The organism is Mycobacterium sp. NGS63, from assembly GCF_059812295.1.
This window is the reverse complement of the sequence record NZ_JCALCJ010000002.1, coordinates 692,622-707,687: the sequence shown is the minus strand read 5'-3', so window position 1 is coordinate 707,687 and position 15,066 is coordinate 692,622. Positions and strand designations below refer to the sequence as shown.

Annotated in this window: 14 protein-coding genes; 3 read left to right on the top strand and 11 right to left on the bottom strand. The window is 71.7% G+C overall.

Translation table 11 applies throughout. The features are described from left to right. Window positions 1-54: 54 nt before the first annotated feature. From AC5Y4Z_RS06490 to hrcA, 6 genes are all read right to left on the bottom strand, one after another. Window positions 55-1,488, bottom strand: a complete 1,434-nt coding sequence (locus tag AC5Y4Z_RS06490; RefSeq protein ID WP_499961648.1) for a cytochrome P450 — start codon at window positions 1,486-1,488, stop codon at window positions 55-57. Next, window positions 1,481-2,272, bottom strand: coding sequence for a phthiotriol/phenolphthiotriol dimycocerosates methyltransferase (locus AC5Y4Z_RS06485; protein WP_499961645.1), 792 nt, complete (start codon window positions 2,270-2,272; stop codon window positions 1,481-1,483). The genes AC5Y4Z_RS06490 and AC5Y4Z_RS06485 overlap by 8 nt, the downstream gene beginning before the upstream one ends. A gap of 28 nt (window positions 2,273-2,300) precedes the next feature. Further along, window positions 2,301-2,825 carry a hypothetical protein gene (locus AC5Y4Z_RS06480; RefSeq protein WP_499961643.1) on the bottom strand — a complete coding sequence of 175 codons (525 nt, stop codon included), beginning with the start codon at window positions 2,823-2,825 and terminating at the stop codon, window positions 2,301-2,303. Between the two features lie 43 nt (window positions 2,826-2,868). Next, window positions 2,869-3,630 (bottom strand): 16S rRNA (uracil(1498)-N(3))-methyltransferase, encoded by a 762-nt coding sequence (locus tag AC5Y4Z_RS06475; protein WP_499961639.1) that lies wholly within the window; start codon window positions 3,628-3,630, stop codon window positions 2,869-2,871. 17 nt (window positions 3,631-3,647) lie between these two features. After that, window positions 3,648-4,793, bottom strand: coding sequence for a molecular chaperone DnaJ (dnaJ, locus tag AC5Y4Z_RS06470; RefSeq protein WP_499961635.1), 1,146 nt, complete (start codon window positions 4,791-4,793; stop codon window positions 3,648-3,650). A 73-nt stretch (window positions 4,794-4,866) separates the two neighbouring features. Beyond that, on the bottom strand, window positions 4,867-5,910 hold the full coding sequence (gene hrcA / locus AC5Y4Z_RS06465; protein ID WP_499961631.1) for a heat-inducible transcriptional repressor HrcA: 1,044 nt from the start codon (window positions 5,908-5,910) through the stop codon (window positions 4,867-4,869). 155 nt (window positions 5,911-6,065) lie between these two features. Here hrcA and AC5Y4Z_RS06460 point away from each other — a divergent pair, with 155 nt between their 5' ends. The 3 genes from AC5Y4Z_RS06460 to AC5Y4Z_RS06450 all read left to right on the top strand — a co-directional run bounded on the left by AC5Y4Z_RS06460 (window position 6,066) and on the right by AC5Y4Z_RS06450 (window position 7,891). Beyond that, window positions 6,066-6,380 (top strand): type II toxin-antitoxin system VapB family antitoxin, encoded by a 315-nt coding sequence (locus AC5Y4Z_RS06460; protein ID WP_499961627.1) that lies wholly within the window; start codon window positions 6,066-6,068, stop codon window positions 6,378-6,380. Between the two features lie 66 nt (window positions 6,381-6,446). Beyond that, entirely contained in the window at window positions 6,447-7,043 is a 597-nt protein-coding gene (locus AC5Y4Z_RS06455; RefSeq protein WP_499961625.1) for a carboxymuconolactone decarboxylase family protein, read from the top strand. Next, window positions 7,040-7,891: a sigma-70 family RNA polymerase sigma factor gene (locus tag AC5Y4Z_RS06450; protein WP_499961623.1), complete on the top strand. Its 852-nt coding sequence runs from the start codon at window positions 7,040-7,042 to the stop codon at window positions 7,889-7,891. The genes AC5Y4Z_RS06455 and AC5Y4Z_RS06450 overlap by 4 nt, the downstream gene beginning before the upstream one ends. Window positions 7,892-8,045: 154 nt before the next feature. Here the strand turns inward: AC5Y4Z_RS06450 and AC5Y4Z_RS06445 are convergent, their stop codons facing one another. The 5 genes from AC5Y4Z_RS06445 to AC5Y4Z_RS06425 form a co-directional block, all read right to left on the bottom strand. After that, entirely contained in the window at window positions 8,046-8,558 is a 513-nt protein-coding gene (locus tag AC5Y4Z_RS06445; RefSeq protein ID WP_499961621.1) for an MTB12 family secreted protein, read from the bottom strand. A 34-nt stretch (window positions 8,559-8,592) separates the two neighbouring features. Next, the gene (locus tag AC5Y4Z_RS06440) at window positions 8,593-9,102 is read right to left on the bottom strand and encodes an MTB12 family secreted protein (RefSeq protein WP_499961619.1); all 510 of its coding nucleotides are present in this window, start codon (window positions 9,100-9,102) and stop codon (window positions 8,593-8,595) included. Between the two features lie 118 nt (window positions 9,103-9,220). Beyond that, entirely contained in the window at window positions 9,221-9,451 is a 231-nt protein-coding gene (locus tag AC5Y4Z_RS06435; protein ID WP_499961618.1) for an MbtH family protein, read from the bottom strand. Then, window positions 9,429-10,715 carry an NADPH-dependent L-lysine N(6)-monooxygenase MbtG gene (gene mbtG, locus AC5Y4Z_RS06430; RefSeq protein ID WP_499961616.1) on the bottom strand — a complete coding sequence of 429 codons (1,287 nt, stop codon included), beginning with the start codon at window positions 10,713-10,715 and terminating at the stop codon, window positions 9,429-9,431. Before mbtG ends, AC5Y4Z_RS06435 begins: the two co-directional genes overlap by 23 nt. Continuing rightward, on the bottom strand, window positions 10,712-15,052 hold the full coding sequence (locus AC5Y4Z_RS06425; RefSeq protein WP_499961879.1) for an amino acid adenylation domain-containing protein: 4,341 nt from the start codon (window positions 15,050-15,052) through the stop codon (window positions 10,712-10,714). Before AC5Y4Z_RS06425 ends, mbtG begins: the two co-directional genes overlap by 4 nt. Window positions 15,053-15,066: the final 14 nt, after the last annotated feature.

The window sequence follows — 15,066 nt, the reverse complement described above, 5'->3', positions numbered from 1 at the left end:
TAGCCAAGTCTACCGCCAGCAGGACGCAATGCCGCCCGAGTCGGCCCAACCCCGTCAGGCGGCGGAGGCACTGGTCAGGACGGCGGGCACGCCGCCCTTGACCGGCCACGGGAGGCTCGGGTCGTGCTCGGGTGCCCAGCCGGCCGGCGTGTGGATGCGGAACCGCTGGTGAATCTGTGCGAGCAGGAACTGCGCCTCGAGATAACCCATAGCCGCGCCGAAACATCGGTGCGGGCCGGCGCCGAAGGGCATGAACGCCAGGTTTGGCCGCCCGGCGGCGAGGCCCTTGTCGTAGAACCGGATCGGCTCATAGCTGTCGGCGTCGGGACCCCACCAGCGCGGGTCGCGCTGCAGCGCGTAGATCGGCAGCCCGACCAGCGTCCCGCGCCGGATCCGATAGCCGCCGACGACGTCGTCGATCATGGCGAACCGCGGCTGGAGCAGCAGCCCCTGCAGGCGCTGGCCCTCGTCGAAACACGCCTTTGCCCACTCCAGCCTGTCCAGGTCGGCGTAGGTGGGCGGTGCCCCGTCGAGCCCCCCGACCTCGTCGTAGAGTCGCCGCTGGGCCTGCGGATTCTGCGGCAGGAACGCCAGCGTCCACGCCAGCGCGGCGACGACGGTTTCGTAGCCGCCGCCGATCAGCATGATGGCCTCGGTGATGGCGTCGCGCCTGCTGATGGGGGTGCCGTCCTCGTACCGGGCGTCGAGGAGCATCTGCAGCAGGTCGTCGTAGGGCCCGGGGTCGGCCAGTCGTTCCTCGACCCGCCTTTTCACCCAGCGCCGCATCCGCAGCCACGCCTGCACGGGGTTGCCGTCCCCCGGCAGCAGGCGCGGTGGGGCGCCGAGCAGCAGGGGCGACGACGCGCTCTGCATCAGGGTCCGGACGTCGATGTCGAGCCGGTGCAGCTCGGCGTCGGACAGCTTCAGGCTGAACATCGCCCGCATGAAACCCGGGATCACCACGTCGTTGATCTCGCGCTGCAGGTCGACCGGTTCACCCGTCTGGGCAAACCGATCCCATTTCGCCAACCGCTCGGCGAACTCGTCGGCGACGACGGCGGCCACCCGCGTCAGCTGTTGCCGGCCCATCATCGGTGTCAGCGGCTTGCGCCGGCGCCGGAACTCGTTTCCCTCCATCATCTGCATGGAGGCACCCAGCAGCTTTCTGGCGGCGCCGGCGGCGGGACCGATCAGGCTGTACTCGCCGTTGCGGTGGCTGACGACGTGGCGGACGTGGTCGGGGTGGTTCAGCACCACCACGTCGTACAGCGGCAGCGGCAGCCGGTAGACGTCGCCGTAGACGTCCCCGAGGTGCCGCAGGTAGCCGAACGGATCGGCTTTGAGCTCGGGCAGCACGCCGACGAAGGGGTGTCCGCGGGGACCGGGTGGGCGCGGCGCGTGGTGCGGGCGGCGCCGCGACCGCAGCGCGTCCCGGGCGCGCCCGACCGGGTTGCGGGTGATCCAGAAGGTGTCCGGTGTCTCAGGCATTCTCGAAGCAATAGATCCGGTAGGAGCTCTCGCCGCTTTCCAGCCCGTCGCACAGCTTGGAGACCGACGCCGCCACCGCACCCCGGACCGCGCCGCGCAGCATGGCCGGGGTGCGGCGGGTGAACATGTGCTGCGAGCGTGGCAAACTCATGCGCAGCCCGCGCACGACCTGCTCGTTGATGATGTCTTTCGAGCGCATCTGCAGCGGGCCGTCGGCGAGCTCGGCCTCCCAGTCGGCGATGTGGTCGCAGCGACGGACATCGGCGTACAGCAGATGCCCGCCCGGGCGCAGGACCCGGGCGACCTCGACGAGGAACCGCGGCAGCGACGGGTAGCAGTGCGACGCCTCGATGTTGATCACCGCGTCGAAGGAGTCGTCGTCGACCGGGAGGTTCTCGGCGTTGCCCTGGACGAAGTCCAGCCCGGGCTGGTTGTGCATGCGCTGGCAGACCTCGATGCCGGCCGGGTTGAGGTCCAGGCCGGTGTAGGAAGCGGGTCGCAGCGTGCGGGTCAGATAGGACGCCCCGCCGCCGTGGCCGCAGCTGACCTCGAGCACGCGTTTGCCGGCCAGGTCGGCCTGGGTCGCCGTGCGGTGGTAGAGCTGGATGCAGTACCGGTCGGGCTCGTCCGACTCCGAGAGCGGCACGGCCATCGGCGGGTCCTCTTCATAGCCCAGGTTCAGAAACGCCACGTCGTCGGCCCCGTGGCGGGTGATGAAGGGGTAGTAGTACTTCGCGAAAAGCTTCCACGCCGGGGTGGAGACCATTCGAGTTGCAAGGCCCATTCCCGCGGGGTGCCCAAAAGCGGTCGGGCTATTCGCCGCCGGCCGAAGTCTTGTCGAGCACCTTGTGCGCCTGCTCGACGCCGGTGACCGGCAGCAGCGCCGGGTCGAGCAGCCCCACCTGTGCGAGCAGCGAGGCCTGGTCCCAGTAGATGCGCTCGTAGGCCACTTTGGGCGGCCCCGACGCCGTGTCGAACCCCATCACGACCACCACGGGCAGCAACACCGCGCGTCCCGTCGGCGCCACCCCCGGAAGGAAGGTCGGCATCGGGATGTCGTGGGTGAACGACATGATCATCTCGTCGACGACGCGCTCGGCGCCGACGGTGCGGCAGACCGGGATGATCGCTGTGTCGGCCGGCCAGTGGCCGATGAAGTACTTGGCGTAGAACTCGGCGACCTCGTCGGCGCCGACCCCGCCCATCATGGTGGGCACGTGGTTGACGAAAGCGTGCGCCGTCATCGTCGCCATGGTGGCGGCGACGTCCTTGGCCACGAACTCGTCGGCGACGTGCTCGTCGAAGATCGCGCTCAAATCGTGGGCAGTCTCTGCCATCTGGGCAAGATAACTCCGCGCGGCCGCGGCCGTACAGGGAAAATCACAGGCTCGACGAGCCGTCCCAGCGCGGGGTCAGCACGCCCAGCGCGCCCAGCGCCACCGCGGCCGCGGTCGACGTGCGCAGCACTTGCGGGCCCAGCCGGACGGCCACCGCGCCCGCCCCGGTCAGCGCGGCCAGCTCGTCCGGCGCGATGCCGCCCTCGGGCCCAATCACGAGCAGCACCGAATCGGCTTGCGCCACATGGGTATCCGCGAGGCGATCGGCCGCCGATTCGTGCAGGGCCAGCACCGCCGATCCGGCCGCCACCTCGTCGCGAACGCGCTGAGTCAAAGCCGTCGTGGACAGCACGCCCTCGACGGGCGGGATGTGCGCCCGTCGGGATTGCCGGGCCGCCGAGCGGGCCACGGCGCGCCACCGGCGCAGGCCCTTGTCGACCCGCGCGCCTTCCCAGCTCGCCACGCAGCGCGCCGCCTGCCAGGCCACGAACGCGTCGGCGCCGGCCTCGGTGGCCAGCTCGACGGCCAGCTCCGAGCGATCCGACTTGGGCAGCGCCTGCACCACCGTCACCGCGGGGCGGCCGGGCGCGACGCTCCAGCGGTCGAGCACCCGCGCGCGCAGGCTGTCGCGCCCCGCGTGCTCGACCTCGCAGCGGGCCAGCCCGCCGGCGCCGTCGCCGAGCACCAGCTGCTCGCCGGGGCGGATGCGGCGCACCGTGGCGGCGTGGAAGCCCTCGTCGCCGTCGACGACGGCCAGCGCGCCGGTGTCGGGCAATGCGTCGACGTAGAACAGCGTCGCCACCATGCGCGGGGCCCCTGGAACTAGCGCCCGGTGAAGGTTTCGCGCAACCGGCTGAACAGCCCGCCGCCGCCGTGCGTCGACCGGACCTCGGCCACGTCGCGGCTGCGGCGGTTCTTCAGCTCGCGCAGCAGTTCGGCGTCCTGGTGATCGAGCCGGGTGGGGACCACCACCTCGACGTGGACGTGCAGGTTGCCGCGGGCGCCGGAGCGCAGGTGGGGCATCCCGTGGCCGCGCAGCGTGATGATCGACGCGGGCTGCGTGCCGGGCGGGATGGTGATCTCGCTCTTGCCGTCCAGGATGGCGTCGAGGGTGACGGTGGTGCCGAGCGCGGCGTCGATCATCGGCACCGACACCGTGCAGTGCAGGTCGTCGCCCTCGCGGACGAAGATGTCGTGGGCCTGCTCGTGGACCTCGACGTACAGGTCGCCGGCCGGCCCGCCCCCGGGGCCGACCTCGCCCTGGGCGGCGAGGCGGACCCGCATGCCGTCGCCGACGCCGGCCGGGATCTTGACGCTGATCTCGCGCCGCGCGCGCACCCGGCCGTCGCCCATGCACTGGTGGCACGGGTCGGGGATGACGGTTCCCACGCCGCGGCAGGTGGGACACGGCCGCGACGTCACCATCTGACCCAGCAGCGACCGCTGCACCGTCTGCACCTCCCCCCGGCCCCCGCAGGTGTCGCACGGGACGGGCACCGAATCGCCGTTGGTGCCCTTGCCCTGGCACCGGTCGCACAGGACCGCGGTGTCGACGGTGACCTGCTTGGTCACGCCGGTCGCGCACTCCTCGAGGTCCAGCCGCATGCGCAGCAGCGAGTCCGAGCCGGGCCGGACCCGCCCGACGGGACCGCGCGAGCCCGACGCGCCGCTGAAGCCGCCGCCGAAGAAGGCCTCGAAGACGTCGCCCAGGTTCCCAAAGCCGCCGAACCCGCCCCCGGCCGACGCCGCGCTTTCCAGCGGGTCCCCGCCCAGGTCGACGATCCGGCGTTTCTCCGGGTCGCTCAGCACCTCGTAGGCGGCGCTGATCTCCTTGAACTTTGCCTGCGCGGCCTCGTCGGGGTTGACGTCGGGATGCAGCTCGCGCGCCAGCTTGCGGTAGGCGCGCTTGATCTCCGCATCGCTGGCGTTTCTGCTCACGCCGAGCAGCCCGTAGTAGTCGCGTGCCACGCCGTTTTCTCCTGAAAGGTCTCGAGCCGCGGTTACGCGGCCGTCCATGCAAAGGGTGCTGGCGGGTGCACGGTCATCGGGCACCCAGAACTTCGCCGATGTAAAGAGCAACCGCGGCCACGCTGGCGATAGTTCCCGGATAGTCCATCCGGGTGGGCCCCAGCACACCCATGCCGCCGTACACGGTATCGGAGCTGCCGTAGGCGGTGGTCACCATCGAGGTGCCGGCCATCTGCTCGGCGGCCGTCTCGTGGCCGATGCGCACCGTCACCTTGCCCGCCTGCTGCTGGGCCGCCAGCAGCCGCAGCACCACCACCTGCTCCTCGAGGGCCTCGAGGATGGACCGCAGCGAGCCGCCGAAATCCGCGGCGTTGCGGGTCAGGTTGGCGGTGCCGCCCATCAGCAGCCGCTCCTCGGAGTGCTCCACCAACGACTCCAGCAGCACCGTCGCCGAACGGCCGACGGCGTCGCTGAGGTTGTTGGCCAGCCCGCTGCGCCCGTGCAGCTCCCCGGCCAGGTCGGCGACGGCGGTGGACGCCGCGGCGAGCCTCTTGCCCACCAGCGCCTGGCCCAGCATCTCGCGCAGCTGGGCCAGCTGGTGGTCGTCGATGACGTCGCCGAGCTCGACGATGCGCTGGTCCACCCGCCCGGAGTCGGTGATGACCACCATCAGCAGCCGCGCCGGCGTCAGCCCGATCACTTCCAGGTGGCGAACCGTCGACGTCGACAGCGTCGGGTACTGCACCACCGCCACCTGGCGGGTCAGCTGCGCCAGCAGCCGCACCGCGCGGCGCAGCACGTCGTCGAGGTCGACGCCGGACTCGAGGAAGGTCTGGATCGCGCTGCGCTCGGCCGACGACAGCGGTTTGACGTCGTCGAGCCGGTCGACGAACTCGCGGTAGCCCTTTTCGGTGGGCACCCGCCCGGAGCTGGTGTGCGGCTGGGTGATGTAGCCCTCGGCCTCCAGCACCGCCATGTCGTTGCGCACCGTGGCCGACGACACGCCCAGGTTGTGCCGCTCCACCAACGACTTCGAACCGATCGGTTCCTTGGTGGCGACGAAGTCGGCGACGATGGCGCGCAGCACCTCAAAGCGACGGTCGTCGGCGCTTCCCATCGGCGTCCACCTCCTAGATCGCGTCCATTTTACGGGGTCGCGCCGACGCCAATCGCCATTAGCGGCCGTCTGGCGGCGACGACGGCGGGGCTCCGGACTAGCCTGTCCACCATGTACCGGTCGGGCCTGGGCGACGCGTCACGGATGGCCGGCCGATGATTTTCAAGGGCGTGCGCGACGGCAAGCCGTATCCCGAACACGGGCTGTCCTACAAGGACTGGTCCCAGATCCCGCCGCAGCAGATCCGGCTCGACGAGTTGGTCACGACGACGACGGTGCTCGCGCTGGACCGCCTGCTGTCGGAGGACTCCACCTTTTACGGCGACCTCTTCCCGCATGCCGTGCGGTGGCGGGGCATCACCTACCTCGAGGACGGCCTGCACCGCGCGGTGCGCGCGGCGCTGCGGAATCGCACCGTGCTGCACGCGCGGGTGTTCGACATGGACATGCCGCTGGGCCAGCCGACGTAACGCGGTCACGTTTCCGCGTCGCCAGGTGTCGACGTAGAAAGACCGTGTTTCAAGGAGGTACCCGCCATGCCTCGGCTGCAAGGAGTCTCCGACCGCGACGCCGGCCTGGGGGCCAAGATCGCCTTCTTCTTCACCCGCCGCAAGCTCGCGCAGATGGCCGGCCTACAGACCGCGGGGATGCTCGAACCGCTGCGCATGTACGCGCAGATCCCCCGGCTGCTCAACGCCTACGGCAGGCTCGAGCAGGCGGAGTCGAAACTGGACATCCTCAGCCCCCGTCACCGCGCGCTGGCCGAGCTGAAGGCGGCGACCACGGTGCGCTGCGAGTACTGCATCGACCTGGGTTCCCAGATCGCGCGCCAGTGGGGGATCACCGACGAGGAGCTGTTGGCGTTGTCCGACTACCGCAACGCGCCCTGCTTCTCCGACGTGGACAGGCTGATCCTCGAGTACGCCACCGCGATCAGCCGCACCCCCGTCGAGGTCAGCGATCGGCTCTTCGACGCGCTGCGCGCCCACTTCGACACGCCACAGCTCGTCGGGCTCACCCACGTCATCACGCTGGGCAACCTGCGCGCGCGGTTCAACATCGCCCTCGACATCGGGTCCTCCGGCTTCTCCGGCGACCGGGTGTGCGCCCTGCCCGAGAAGGGCGGCACGTGACTGCGGCACTGTCCGAGGGTTTCGAGGCGGCGCGGCCGAGGCTCGGCGCCATCGCCTACCGCATGCTGGGCTCGGTCGACGACGCGCAGGACGCCGTGCAGGAGGCGTGGCTGCGGCTGGCCGGGAGCACCGAGAAAATCGCGAATTTGGACGCGTGGCTGACCACGGTGGTGGCCCGGATCTGCCTGAACACGTTGCGCAACCGGCACGGTCGCGGCCGGGAGGAGTTGGCCGGGCGGCTGCCCGACCCGATCGTGGAGGCCGACGGCGAATTCGATCCCGAACACCGGGCGATGCTGGCCGACGCGGTGGGGCTGGCGCTGTTCGTGGTGCTGGACACGCTGCCGCCGGCCGAGCGGCTGGCCTTCGTGCTGCACGACGTGTTCGCCGTCCCGTTCGACGAGATCGCCCCGATCGTCGACCGCACGCCGGAGGCGACGCGCAAGCTGGCCAGCCGGGCGCGCCGGCGCATCCAGCGGGCCGATCCTTCTTCCGACGGCGGCGTCGCCGCGCAGCGCGAGGCCGTCGACGCCTTCTTCGCGGCCGGGCGCGCCGGCGACTTCGACCGGCTGGTCTCGGTGCTGGATCCCGACGTCGTGTTGCGCGGCGATTTCGGCCCCGCCGCCCCGCTGTTCCGCGCCGAGGGCGCGGCCGCGGTCGCGAAGCTGGCCCGCAGCTACGCGGGGCCCGAGCGCGAGGTGCGCACCGCCACCGTCAACGGGGCCGCCGGCGCGGTGATCGTCGTCGCCGGACGGCCAACTGCCGTCATGGGATTCGTCGTCCGCGGCGGGCGGATCGCCGCGATCGACGTGTTGGCCGATCCCGAGCGGGTCGCGCGGCTGGCCTAGTTGGCGAGCCGGCGCGCCGACCCTGTCATCGGTTGTGAATCGTGGGCGTCGATTGTGAAACGTGGGCGCGATCCGGGCCGGTCCGGCCGCCCTGCGCTCACACCCAAAGCCGTGGATTCACAATCGATGCGCGGCCCGCGCCCAGTGCGCAGGGCTAGTTCGTCGCCGACGCCGCCTGGATCAGCGCGATCGCGGCGTCGTGCTGCAGCACCCAGGTGCCACCCTGGTTGACGAACGCCAGGTTCTTGCTGACGGGCCCGGCGAACTTCGGGCCGGAGATCGCCACCTCGGCGGTGGCCGCGTTCGGTCCGGCCGGCTGGATGTTCGTCACGGCGAACTGCTCCGGAAAGTTCCCGTTGCGGTAGGCCTTTCGCAGGTCGTGGTCGGCGACGTGGCCCTCGTCGGGAGCGATCCCGTTCTGGACCAGGTTGGTCTTGGTCGTGTACGACACGCCGGGGTCGGTCACCTGGTTGCACAGGGTGGACAACTGCTCCGGCGTGGGCAGGTTTTGCCCGGGCGCCGGCGGCGGGTCTTGCGGCATCGGCGCGCCGATCGCGGCCAGTTGCACCTGAGGGCTCGGCGGTGTGACGGCGCCCGCGACGGAACCAAAGCCGGCGACGCCGCCGATGAGGGCGAACGCTGCCACGCTGCTAGCAACGGATTTCACGGTTTCCCCTTACTGGTGATGTGACCTGGGTGAGTCAGTGTCCGGCGGCTTGCAACAGCTCCATAGCCGAGGCGCGCGACAGCATCCAGCTGCCCTGGTTGACGAACGTGACGCTCTGCGTGACCGGGGTCGGGATCTTGGGGCCGGAGACCGCGACGTCGGCCGTGGCCGAATTCGGCGCGCCCTGTTGGATATTGGTGACGTTGAACGCCAACGGCAGGTCCCCGTTTTTGGCCGCCTTCTTCAGCTCGTGGTCGGCGAGGTGCGCCTGGGTCCCGCTGATGCCGCCCTCGACGAGGTTGCTCTTGTTGGCGAACGGAACATTCGGGTCGGCGAGGCTGTTCAGCAGGCCGGTCAGCTGCGCCGCCGACGGGAGGCTGTCGCCCGGGGCCGGGGCCGGCGGGCTCTGCGGCACGGGCGCGCCGACGGCGGCCAGCCGCAGCTGGGCCGGGCCGGACGCAACGGGGGCGGCGCCGACGGCCGCGCCCAGGGCGCCCAGCGCCGCCACACCGGCGACGAAATAGGCGATCGATTTGGCTCGCACGGAATAGCCCTCCCCCTTCGAGTCGCGATTGCGACGAATTGTAAGTGTGCGCCCTGCGACGGGCGTTTGTGTCTCAGGCGCATCACATTACGAACACGCTATGTGCGCGAGCGTTGAGTTATCTGTGCGTCCGCTGTGTGAGCGCCATCGCCTCGCGCAGGCTCCTGGGCCGGGTGTCGGCCCAGTTCTGTTCGACGTAGTCCAGGCACTCCGCGCGGCTCGCGTCGCCGTGCGCGACGGTCCAGCCGGCCGGGATGTCGGCGAACGCCGGCCACAGGCTGTGCTGCTCCTCGTCGTTGACCAGCACGTAGAACGCGCCGTCGTCGTCATCGAAGGGGTTGGTGCTCATCGCTTCTCCTCATCGTTCGGTGCTTGGCGGCAACGGCGGACCCCAGCACCCGGTCGGACAGCAACCCGAGGCAGCTCAGGTTGGGGAAGCCCGGACCCTGGGTGAGCCCGGACAGGTTGGGCAGGAACAGCTTCGGGGCGACGTCGGTGACGGCCAGGTCGTAGCCGATCGCCTCCTGCAGGCTGTCGGCGGTCAGCGGGCCGCCCAGCCCGAGCTCGAGCCGGTCGAGCACGTCCTGGCTGAACAGGGAGGTGAACCACAGCGGGTCGGCGCCGGAGCCGTCGATGACGAGGTCGAAACCGTGCACCGTCTCCAGGTTTTCGCTGCCCCGGTTGCTCGACAGCGTCAGCCGGATCTGGCCGTCGCGGCCTACGGCGTGGGCGACCCGGCCGCGCAGGTGGCGGATGCGGTCGTCGGCCAGCAGCGCCTCCTGCACGTTGGCCGAGAACACCCCGCGGTCGGTGCGGGCCAGCGCGTCGCGGCGTTCGTCCAGCGTCAGGGCGGCCCAGTCGGTGGGATCGGAGAACAGCGAGTTCTCGAAGAAGCCCTCGCCCCGGGTGAACAGCGTCACCTGTGGGGAGATGACGGTGATCGTCGAAACCCGGTGCCGGAAGAGCTCGTTGAGCATCGACGCGGCGGTCTCGCCGCCGCCGATCACCGCCACGCGTTCGGCGCTGATCCGGTCGTCGCCGGCGGCGCGGTCCCAGAACTGCGCGATCGAGAGCATGCGCGGATTGCCCGGCAGCAACGACTTTTCGGCCTGCCCGGGGCCGGTGATCATCAAAGCGTCTGCGGACACGGCGGTTTCGTGGGTGTGCAAACTCCAGCGGTCATCGCTGACGGTGAGCCGTTCCACCTCGCCGTGCACGACCTCGAGGCCGACCTGGTCGGCCACCCAGCCCAGGTACTGGCTCCACCGGCGGTGGGTCGGCGCGGGCCGCCCGCGGTCGATCCATTCGGCGAAGGATGCGGTGGCGATGAGGTAGGACTGCCAGCTGTAGCGGGTCATCCGCTCGTCGAGTTCGGCGTTGCGGCGCGGAACCAGCGCGGAGCGGTAGGGGAACCCGAGGTCCTTTTCCGGGCTGGTGCCCAGCCGGTGGGCCCCGTCGGTCCAGCCGCCGCTGGCCTGCCAGTTGGCGCCGACCCCGATGCGCTCGACGGCGATGACGTCGGGTACCTCCACGCCCATGCCCCGCAGCACGGATGCCTTGGCCGCCACGGCGACCGCCTTGGCCCCGGCGCCCAGGACCGCCAGTGTGCTCATGTCGTCATCTCCCGCAGGTTGTCGGCCCAAAGCCGTTGCAGCGCGGCAATATCCGCGTCGTCGAGGATGTCGGGCAGCGCGCGCCACTGCGCCGCGAGGACCCGCTGCTCCCCTACGGTGAGCACGACGGCCAGGATGGTCAGCTCGTGGCGCACCGCCAAATTGGGCTCGGGCACGGGCGACAGGCCGGCCAGCAGGTCGCGGTCGAGCTGGAGGCCGGTGCCGCCGCCGGTATGGGCGGCGCCGAGATAGTTCAGCAGCAGCTGCGGGCCCGGGTAGCCGGCGAGCTGCTCGGCGGTGTCGGCGCGCAGGTAGCGCAGCAGCCCGTAGTCGATCCCGTCGCCCGGGATCGCGGCGAGCTGCTCGCCCGCGTCTCGGGCCGGGTCCACCCGCACCGGGTAGATGGAGCTGAGCAGCCCCAGCGTGTCGCCGGTGTCGATGTCGCGCCCGCCGGGGCCGTCCACCAATCCGTCCGCGCGGCCGTGGGTTTCGAGCGCAAGCAGGGGCGGCGGGGTGGCCTGCCCGCGTGCCTGCCGCCAGCGCGTCACCATCACCGCGGTCGCGGCGACGAGCAGCTCCGGCAGGGGCACACCGGAATTCAGCAGCCGACCGCTGACGTCGGCGTCGACGAAGGCCGTGCGGACGACCAGGTCGCCGGCCAGGTCATGGCCGGGCCGCAGCCGCCGGGCCCCGAGGTCGGGATCGTCGCCCTCGAGTTGGGCGCGCCAGAAGCCGACCGTGTCCAGGCTTTGGGCGCGGTCGGTGAGCGCGGCGGCCCAGCGCCGGTGGCTGGTGTGCTCGCGCACCGGCGCGGGCGGGTGGCCGGCCGCCAGGGCCCGCAGGGCGGCGTCGAGTTCGCCGAGCACCACCCGCCACGACGCGGGGTCCATCGCCAGCACGTGGGCGCTCAGCAGCAGCACGCTCTGCCCGGTCGGCGGGCGCAGCCACACCGCCGCCAGCAGCGTTCCGCGCTCGGGGTCGAGGCGCTCGACGGCCGCGGCGGCGTGGGCGGTGACCGCGGCGTCCGGATCGTCGACCTCGACTTCGGTGAGGACGTCGGCGGCGGGCCGGCCGACCAGCGTCATGGCGGGGCGGTCCAGCCGGGTGCGGAGTACCTCGTGGCCGTCGACGATGCTCGCCAGCGCGGCGCGCAGTTGCTCGCGGGTGACGGTGGCGGGCAGCCGGATGGCCTCGGTCTGGGCGAGCCGGCGGGGGTCGCCGTGTTCGTAGAGCCAATGGGCGCCTGCCAGCAACGGGATTGGGCCGCCGGGCTCGGTCATGTTCGGCGAGGCGTGCCGGTGGTTGTCGGCGTCGATGGCCGCGGCGAGTTCGCGGATGGTTTCGCACTCCACCATCGACCGGGCCCGCAGCGCGATGCCGCGACGGCGGGCGGCCTGCACCACCGACAGGGCCACGATGCTGTCGAGCCCCATTTCCAGGAAGCCGGCCGTGACGTCCACGTCCGTGGTTTCTAGGACGTCGGTGAAGGCCTCGGCCAGCTCGCGCTCGGTCGGCGTCTCGGGTGGGGTCGACGCGCCCTCGCCGAGACCGACTGCGGCCAAGGCGTTTTCGTCGATCTTGCCGTGCGGGGTCAGCGGCAGCTCGTCGAGCACGACGATGTGATGGGGCACCAGGTAGCGGGGCAGCCGATCGATGAGCATCGAGCGCAGCTCGCCGGCCGCCGGCGGGTGCGCCCCGCCGGCCACGTAGGCCGTCAGCCGGGGGCCGTGCGCGTGGGCGCGGGCGGTGACGTGGGCGCCGCGCACCCGGTCGTGGCTGTTGAGCACCGCGGCGATCTCGCCCGGCTCGACGCGAAAACCGCGGATCTTGAGCTGGTCGTCGCTGCGGCCGAGGAACTCCATGCCGCCGTCGGGCATGCGGCGCACCACGTCTCCGGTGCGGTACATCCGGCCGCCGCGGCCGTGCGGGTCGGCGACGAACCGCGCGGCGGTCTCGGCGGCCCGGCCCAGGTAGCCGCGGGTCAGCTGGTCGCCCGCCAGGTACAGCTCGCCGGCGACTCCGTCGGGCACCGGCCGCAGCCAGGCGTCCAGGACGTAGGCGCGGGTGGTTCGGGTCGGGCGCCCGATGGTCGGTCGCGCGTGCTCGTCGATGGCGGCGACGACGGCCTCGACCGTGGTTTCGGTGGGGCCGTAGCAGTTGAAGGCGGTCATGCCCGTGCGGGCGCATTCCTGTTGGATCGCTTGCCATGCGGCGCTGCCCAGGGCTTCGCCGCCGAGCGCGAGCACCGCCAGCGGCACCCGGTGCAGCAGGCCCGCGTGGTGTAGCTGGGCGAACATCGACGGCGTCGTGTCGATCATGTCCAGGCCGAACCGGTCGATGGTCTCGACCAGCGCCTCGGCGTCGCGCTGGCGTTCGTCGTCGACGATGTGCACCGAGTGGCCGTCGAGCAGCGCCGCCAGCGGCTGCCACGCCGCGTCGAAGGTGAACGACCACGCGTGCGCGACCCGCAGGGGTCGCCCGGCGCGTGCGGCCGCCGGGCGCAGGACGCGCTCGATGTGGTCGTCGGCGTACGCCGAGAGCGCCCGGTGGGTGCCGATGACGCCCTTCGGGGTTCCGGTGGTGCCGGAGGTGAACACCGCGTAGGCCGCGTGCTCGGGCGGCACCGCGGCCGCGCGGCAGTCCGGCGCGGCGTCGGTGGATTCGGTTGCGGCCAACCATTCCTCGTCGACGACGATCGGGGCCGACGTCTGCCGCAGCACCTCCGCGACGCGCTCGTCGGGCATCGCCGGGTCCAGCGGCACGATCATGCCGCCGGCCTTGAGGATGGCCAGCATCGCGGCCACGTAGCTCGGACCGCGGGACAGCAGGACCGCCACGGGCGTCTCGTGTCGCACGCCCAGGTTGCCCAGGGCCGCGGCGATCCGGTCGGCGAGCGCGTCGAGCTCGCGGTACGTCAGCCGGCCGTCGGCCCAGCTCAGCGCGACCGAATCCGGTTGTTTCGCTGCGACTTCCGCGAACCGGGCGTGCACGGCGTCGCCCGGCCTGCCGCTGCTTGGCGCCGCGGCGGCGCTCGGGTCGCGCTCGCCGTCGAGCAGGACGTCGAGCTCGCGCAGCGGCCGCTCCCACGCAGCCACCAGGCGCTGCGCCACCGCCAGCAGCCGCCCGCCGAGCGATTCGGGCGCCGTCGCGCCCAGCGCTCCGTCGAGCGCCTCGACGAGCACCGTGAGCTCCCCGGCGCTCAGGTGCGCGGCGACGGTCACCGGGAAATGCGACACGCTCTCCAGCGCCACCGGGCGGAAGGTCGCGCCGTTGGCGGCGAACTCGTTGGCCCCCACCACCTCGCCGGGCGGAAAGTTCTCGTACACCAGCAAGGTGTCGAACATCTCGCCGACGCCGGCGATCGAGCGCAATTCGGCCAGCCCCAGATAGCTGTGGTCGCGCAGGGCGGCGGATTCGCGTTGCAGGGCAAGGCATTGCGCGCCGACCGTCTCGCGGGGATCGAGCCGCACCCGCAAGGGCACGGTGTTGATGAACATGCCGACCATGGCCTCCACGCCCGACAGTTCGCCGGGCCGACCGGACACCGTCACCCCGAAAGACACGTCGGCGCGGCCGGTGAACGCCGAAAGGATTGTCGCCCAGGCCAACTGGACGACGGTGTTGAGCGTGACCCCGCGACCACGGGCGGCCTCGGCGAGCGCGGTGGTGGCCTCGGCGTCGAGGCGCAGCGTGGTGCGGCGCGGGATGCCCGGGCGCGGCGGGGTGGAGGTCAGCGCCGGTGACAGCAGGGTCGCGCCCTCCAGGCCTCGCAGGTGCTGGGCCCACAGCGCCCGGCTGCCCGTCTGGTCGCGCCCGGCCAGCCAGCCGATGTAGTCGCGATAGGGCCGCGGCGGTGGGGGCAGCGCGGCGGTGTCGCCGCCGGCGCGGTACAGGGCGAGCAGTTCGGAGACGAACAGCGGCAACGACCAGCCGTCGATGACGATGTGGTGCGCGACCACGGCCAAACGCCAACGCTGGTCCGGCAATTCGACGAGCAGGAACCGGATCAGCGGGCCGCGGCCCAGGTCGAAGCGGCGCCGACGCTCCTCGGCTTCCAGCGCCTCGACCTCGTCGGGTGTGGCGCGCACGCACCGCCACGGCAGCTCGACGCCGCTCGGGATCACCTGCACGGGCCGGCTCAGGTTGCCGTGCACGAAGCTGGCCCGCAGGTTCGGGTGCCTCGTCAGCATTGCCGCGGCGCACTCCCGCAGCAGGCCGACGTCGAGCGGGCCCGCCACGTCGGCGGCCATCGCGATGACATAGGGGTCCACGTCGCCGGATTCGTCCGACAGCGCCGCCATCGAAAACAACCCCAGCTGCAAGGGGCTGAGCGCCATCACGTCCTCGATGG

What these genes read in the sequence shown, in the direction of transcription:
- AC5Y4Z_RS06490 (WP_499961648.1), bottom strand. Translation starts at nt 1,488, where the DNA reads ATGCCTGAGACACCGGACACCTTCTGGATCACCCGCAACCCGGTCGGG.
- AC5Y4Z_RS06485 (WP_499961645.1), bottom strand. Translation starts at nt 2,272, where the DNA reads ATGGGCCTTGCAACTCGAATGGTCTCCACCCCGGCGTGGAAGCTTTTC.
- AC5Y4Z_RS06480 (WP_499961643.1), bottom strand. Translation starts at nt 2,825, where the DNA reads ATGGCAGAGACTGCCCACGATTTGAGCGCGATCTTCGACGAGCACGTC.
- AC5Y4Z_RS06475 (WP_499961639.1), bottom strand. Translation starts at nt 3,630, where the DNA reads ATGGTGGCGACGCTGTTCTACGTCGACGCATTGCCCGACACCGGCGCG.
- hrcA (WP_499961631.1), bottom strand. Translation starts at nt 5,910, where the DNA reads ATGGGAAGCGCCGACGACCGTCGCTTTGAGGTGCTGCGCGCCATCGTC.
- AC5Y4Z_RS06460 (WP_499961627.1), top strand. Translation starts at nt 6,066, where the DNA reads ATGATTTTCAAGGGCGTGCGCGACGGCAAGCCGTATCCCGAACACGGG.
- AC5Y4Z_RS06455 (WP_499961625.1), top strand. Translation starts at nt 6,447, where the DNA reads ATGCCTCGGCTGCAAGGAGTCTCCGACCGCGACGCCGGCCTGGGGGCC.
- AC5Y4Z_RS06435 (WP_499961618.1), bottom strand. Translation starts at nt 9,451, where the DNA reads ATGAGCACCAACCCCTTCGATGACGACGACGGCGCGTTCTACGTGCTG.
- mbtG (WP_499961616.1), bottom strand. Translation starts at nt 10,715, where the DNA reads ATGAGCACACTGGCGGTCCTGGGCGCCGGGGCCAAGGCGGTCGCCGTG.
- AC5Y4Z_RS06425 (WP_499961879.1), bottom strand. Translation starts at nt 15,052, where the DNA reads ATGGCGCTCAGCCCCTTGCAGCTGGGGTTGTTTTCGATGGCGGCGCTG.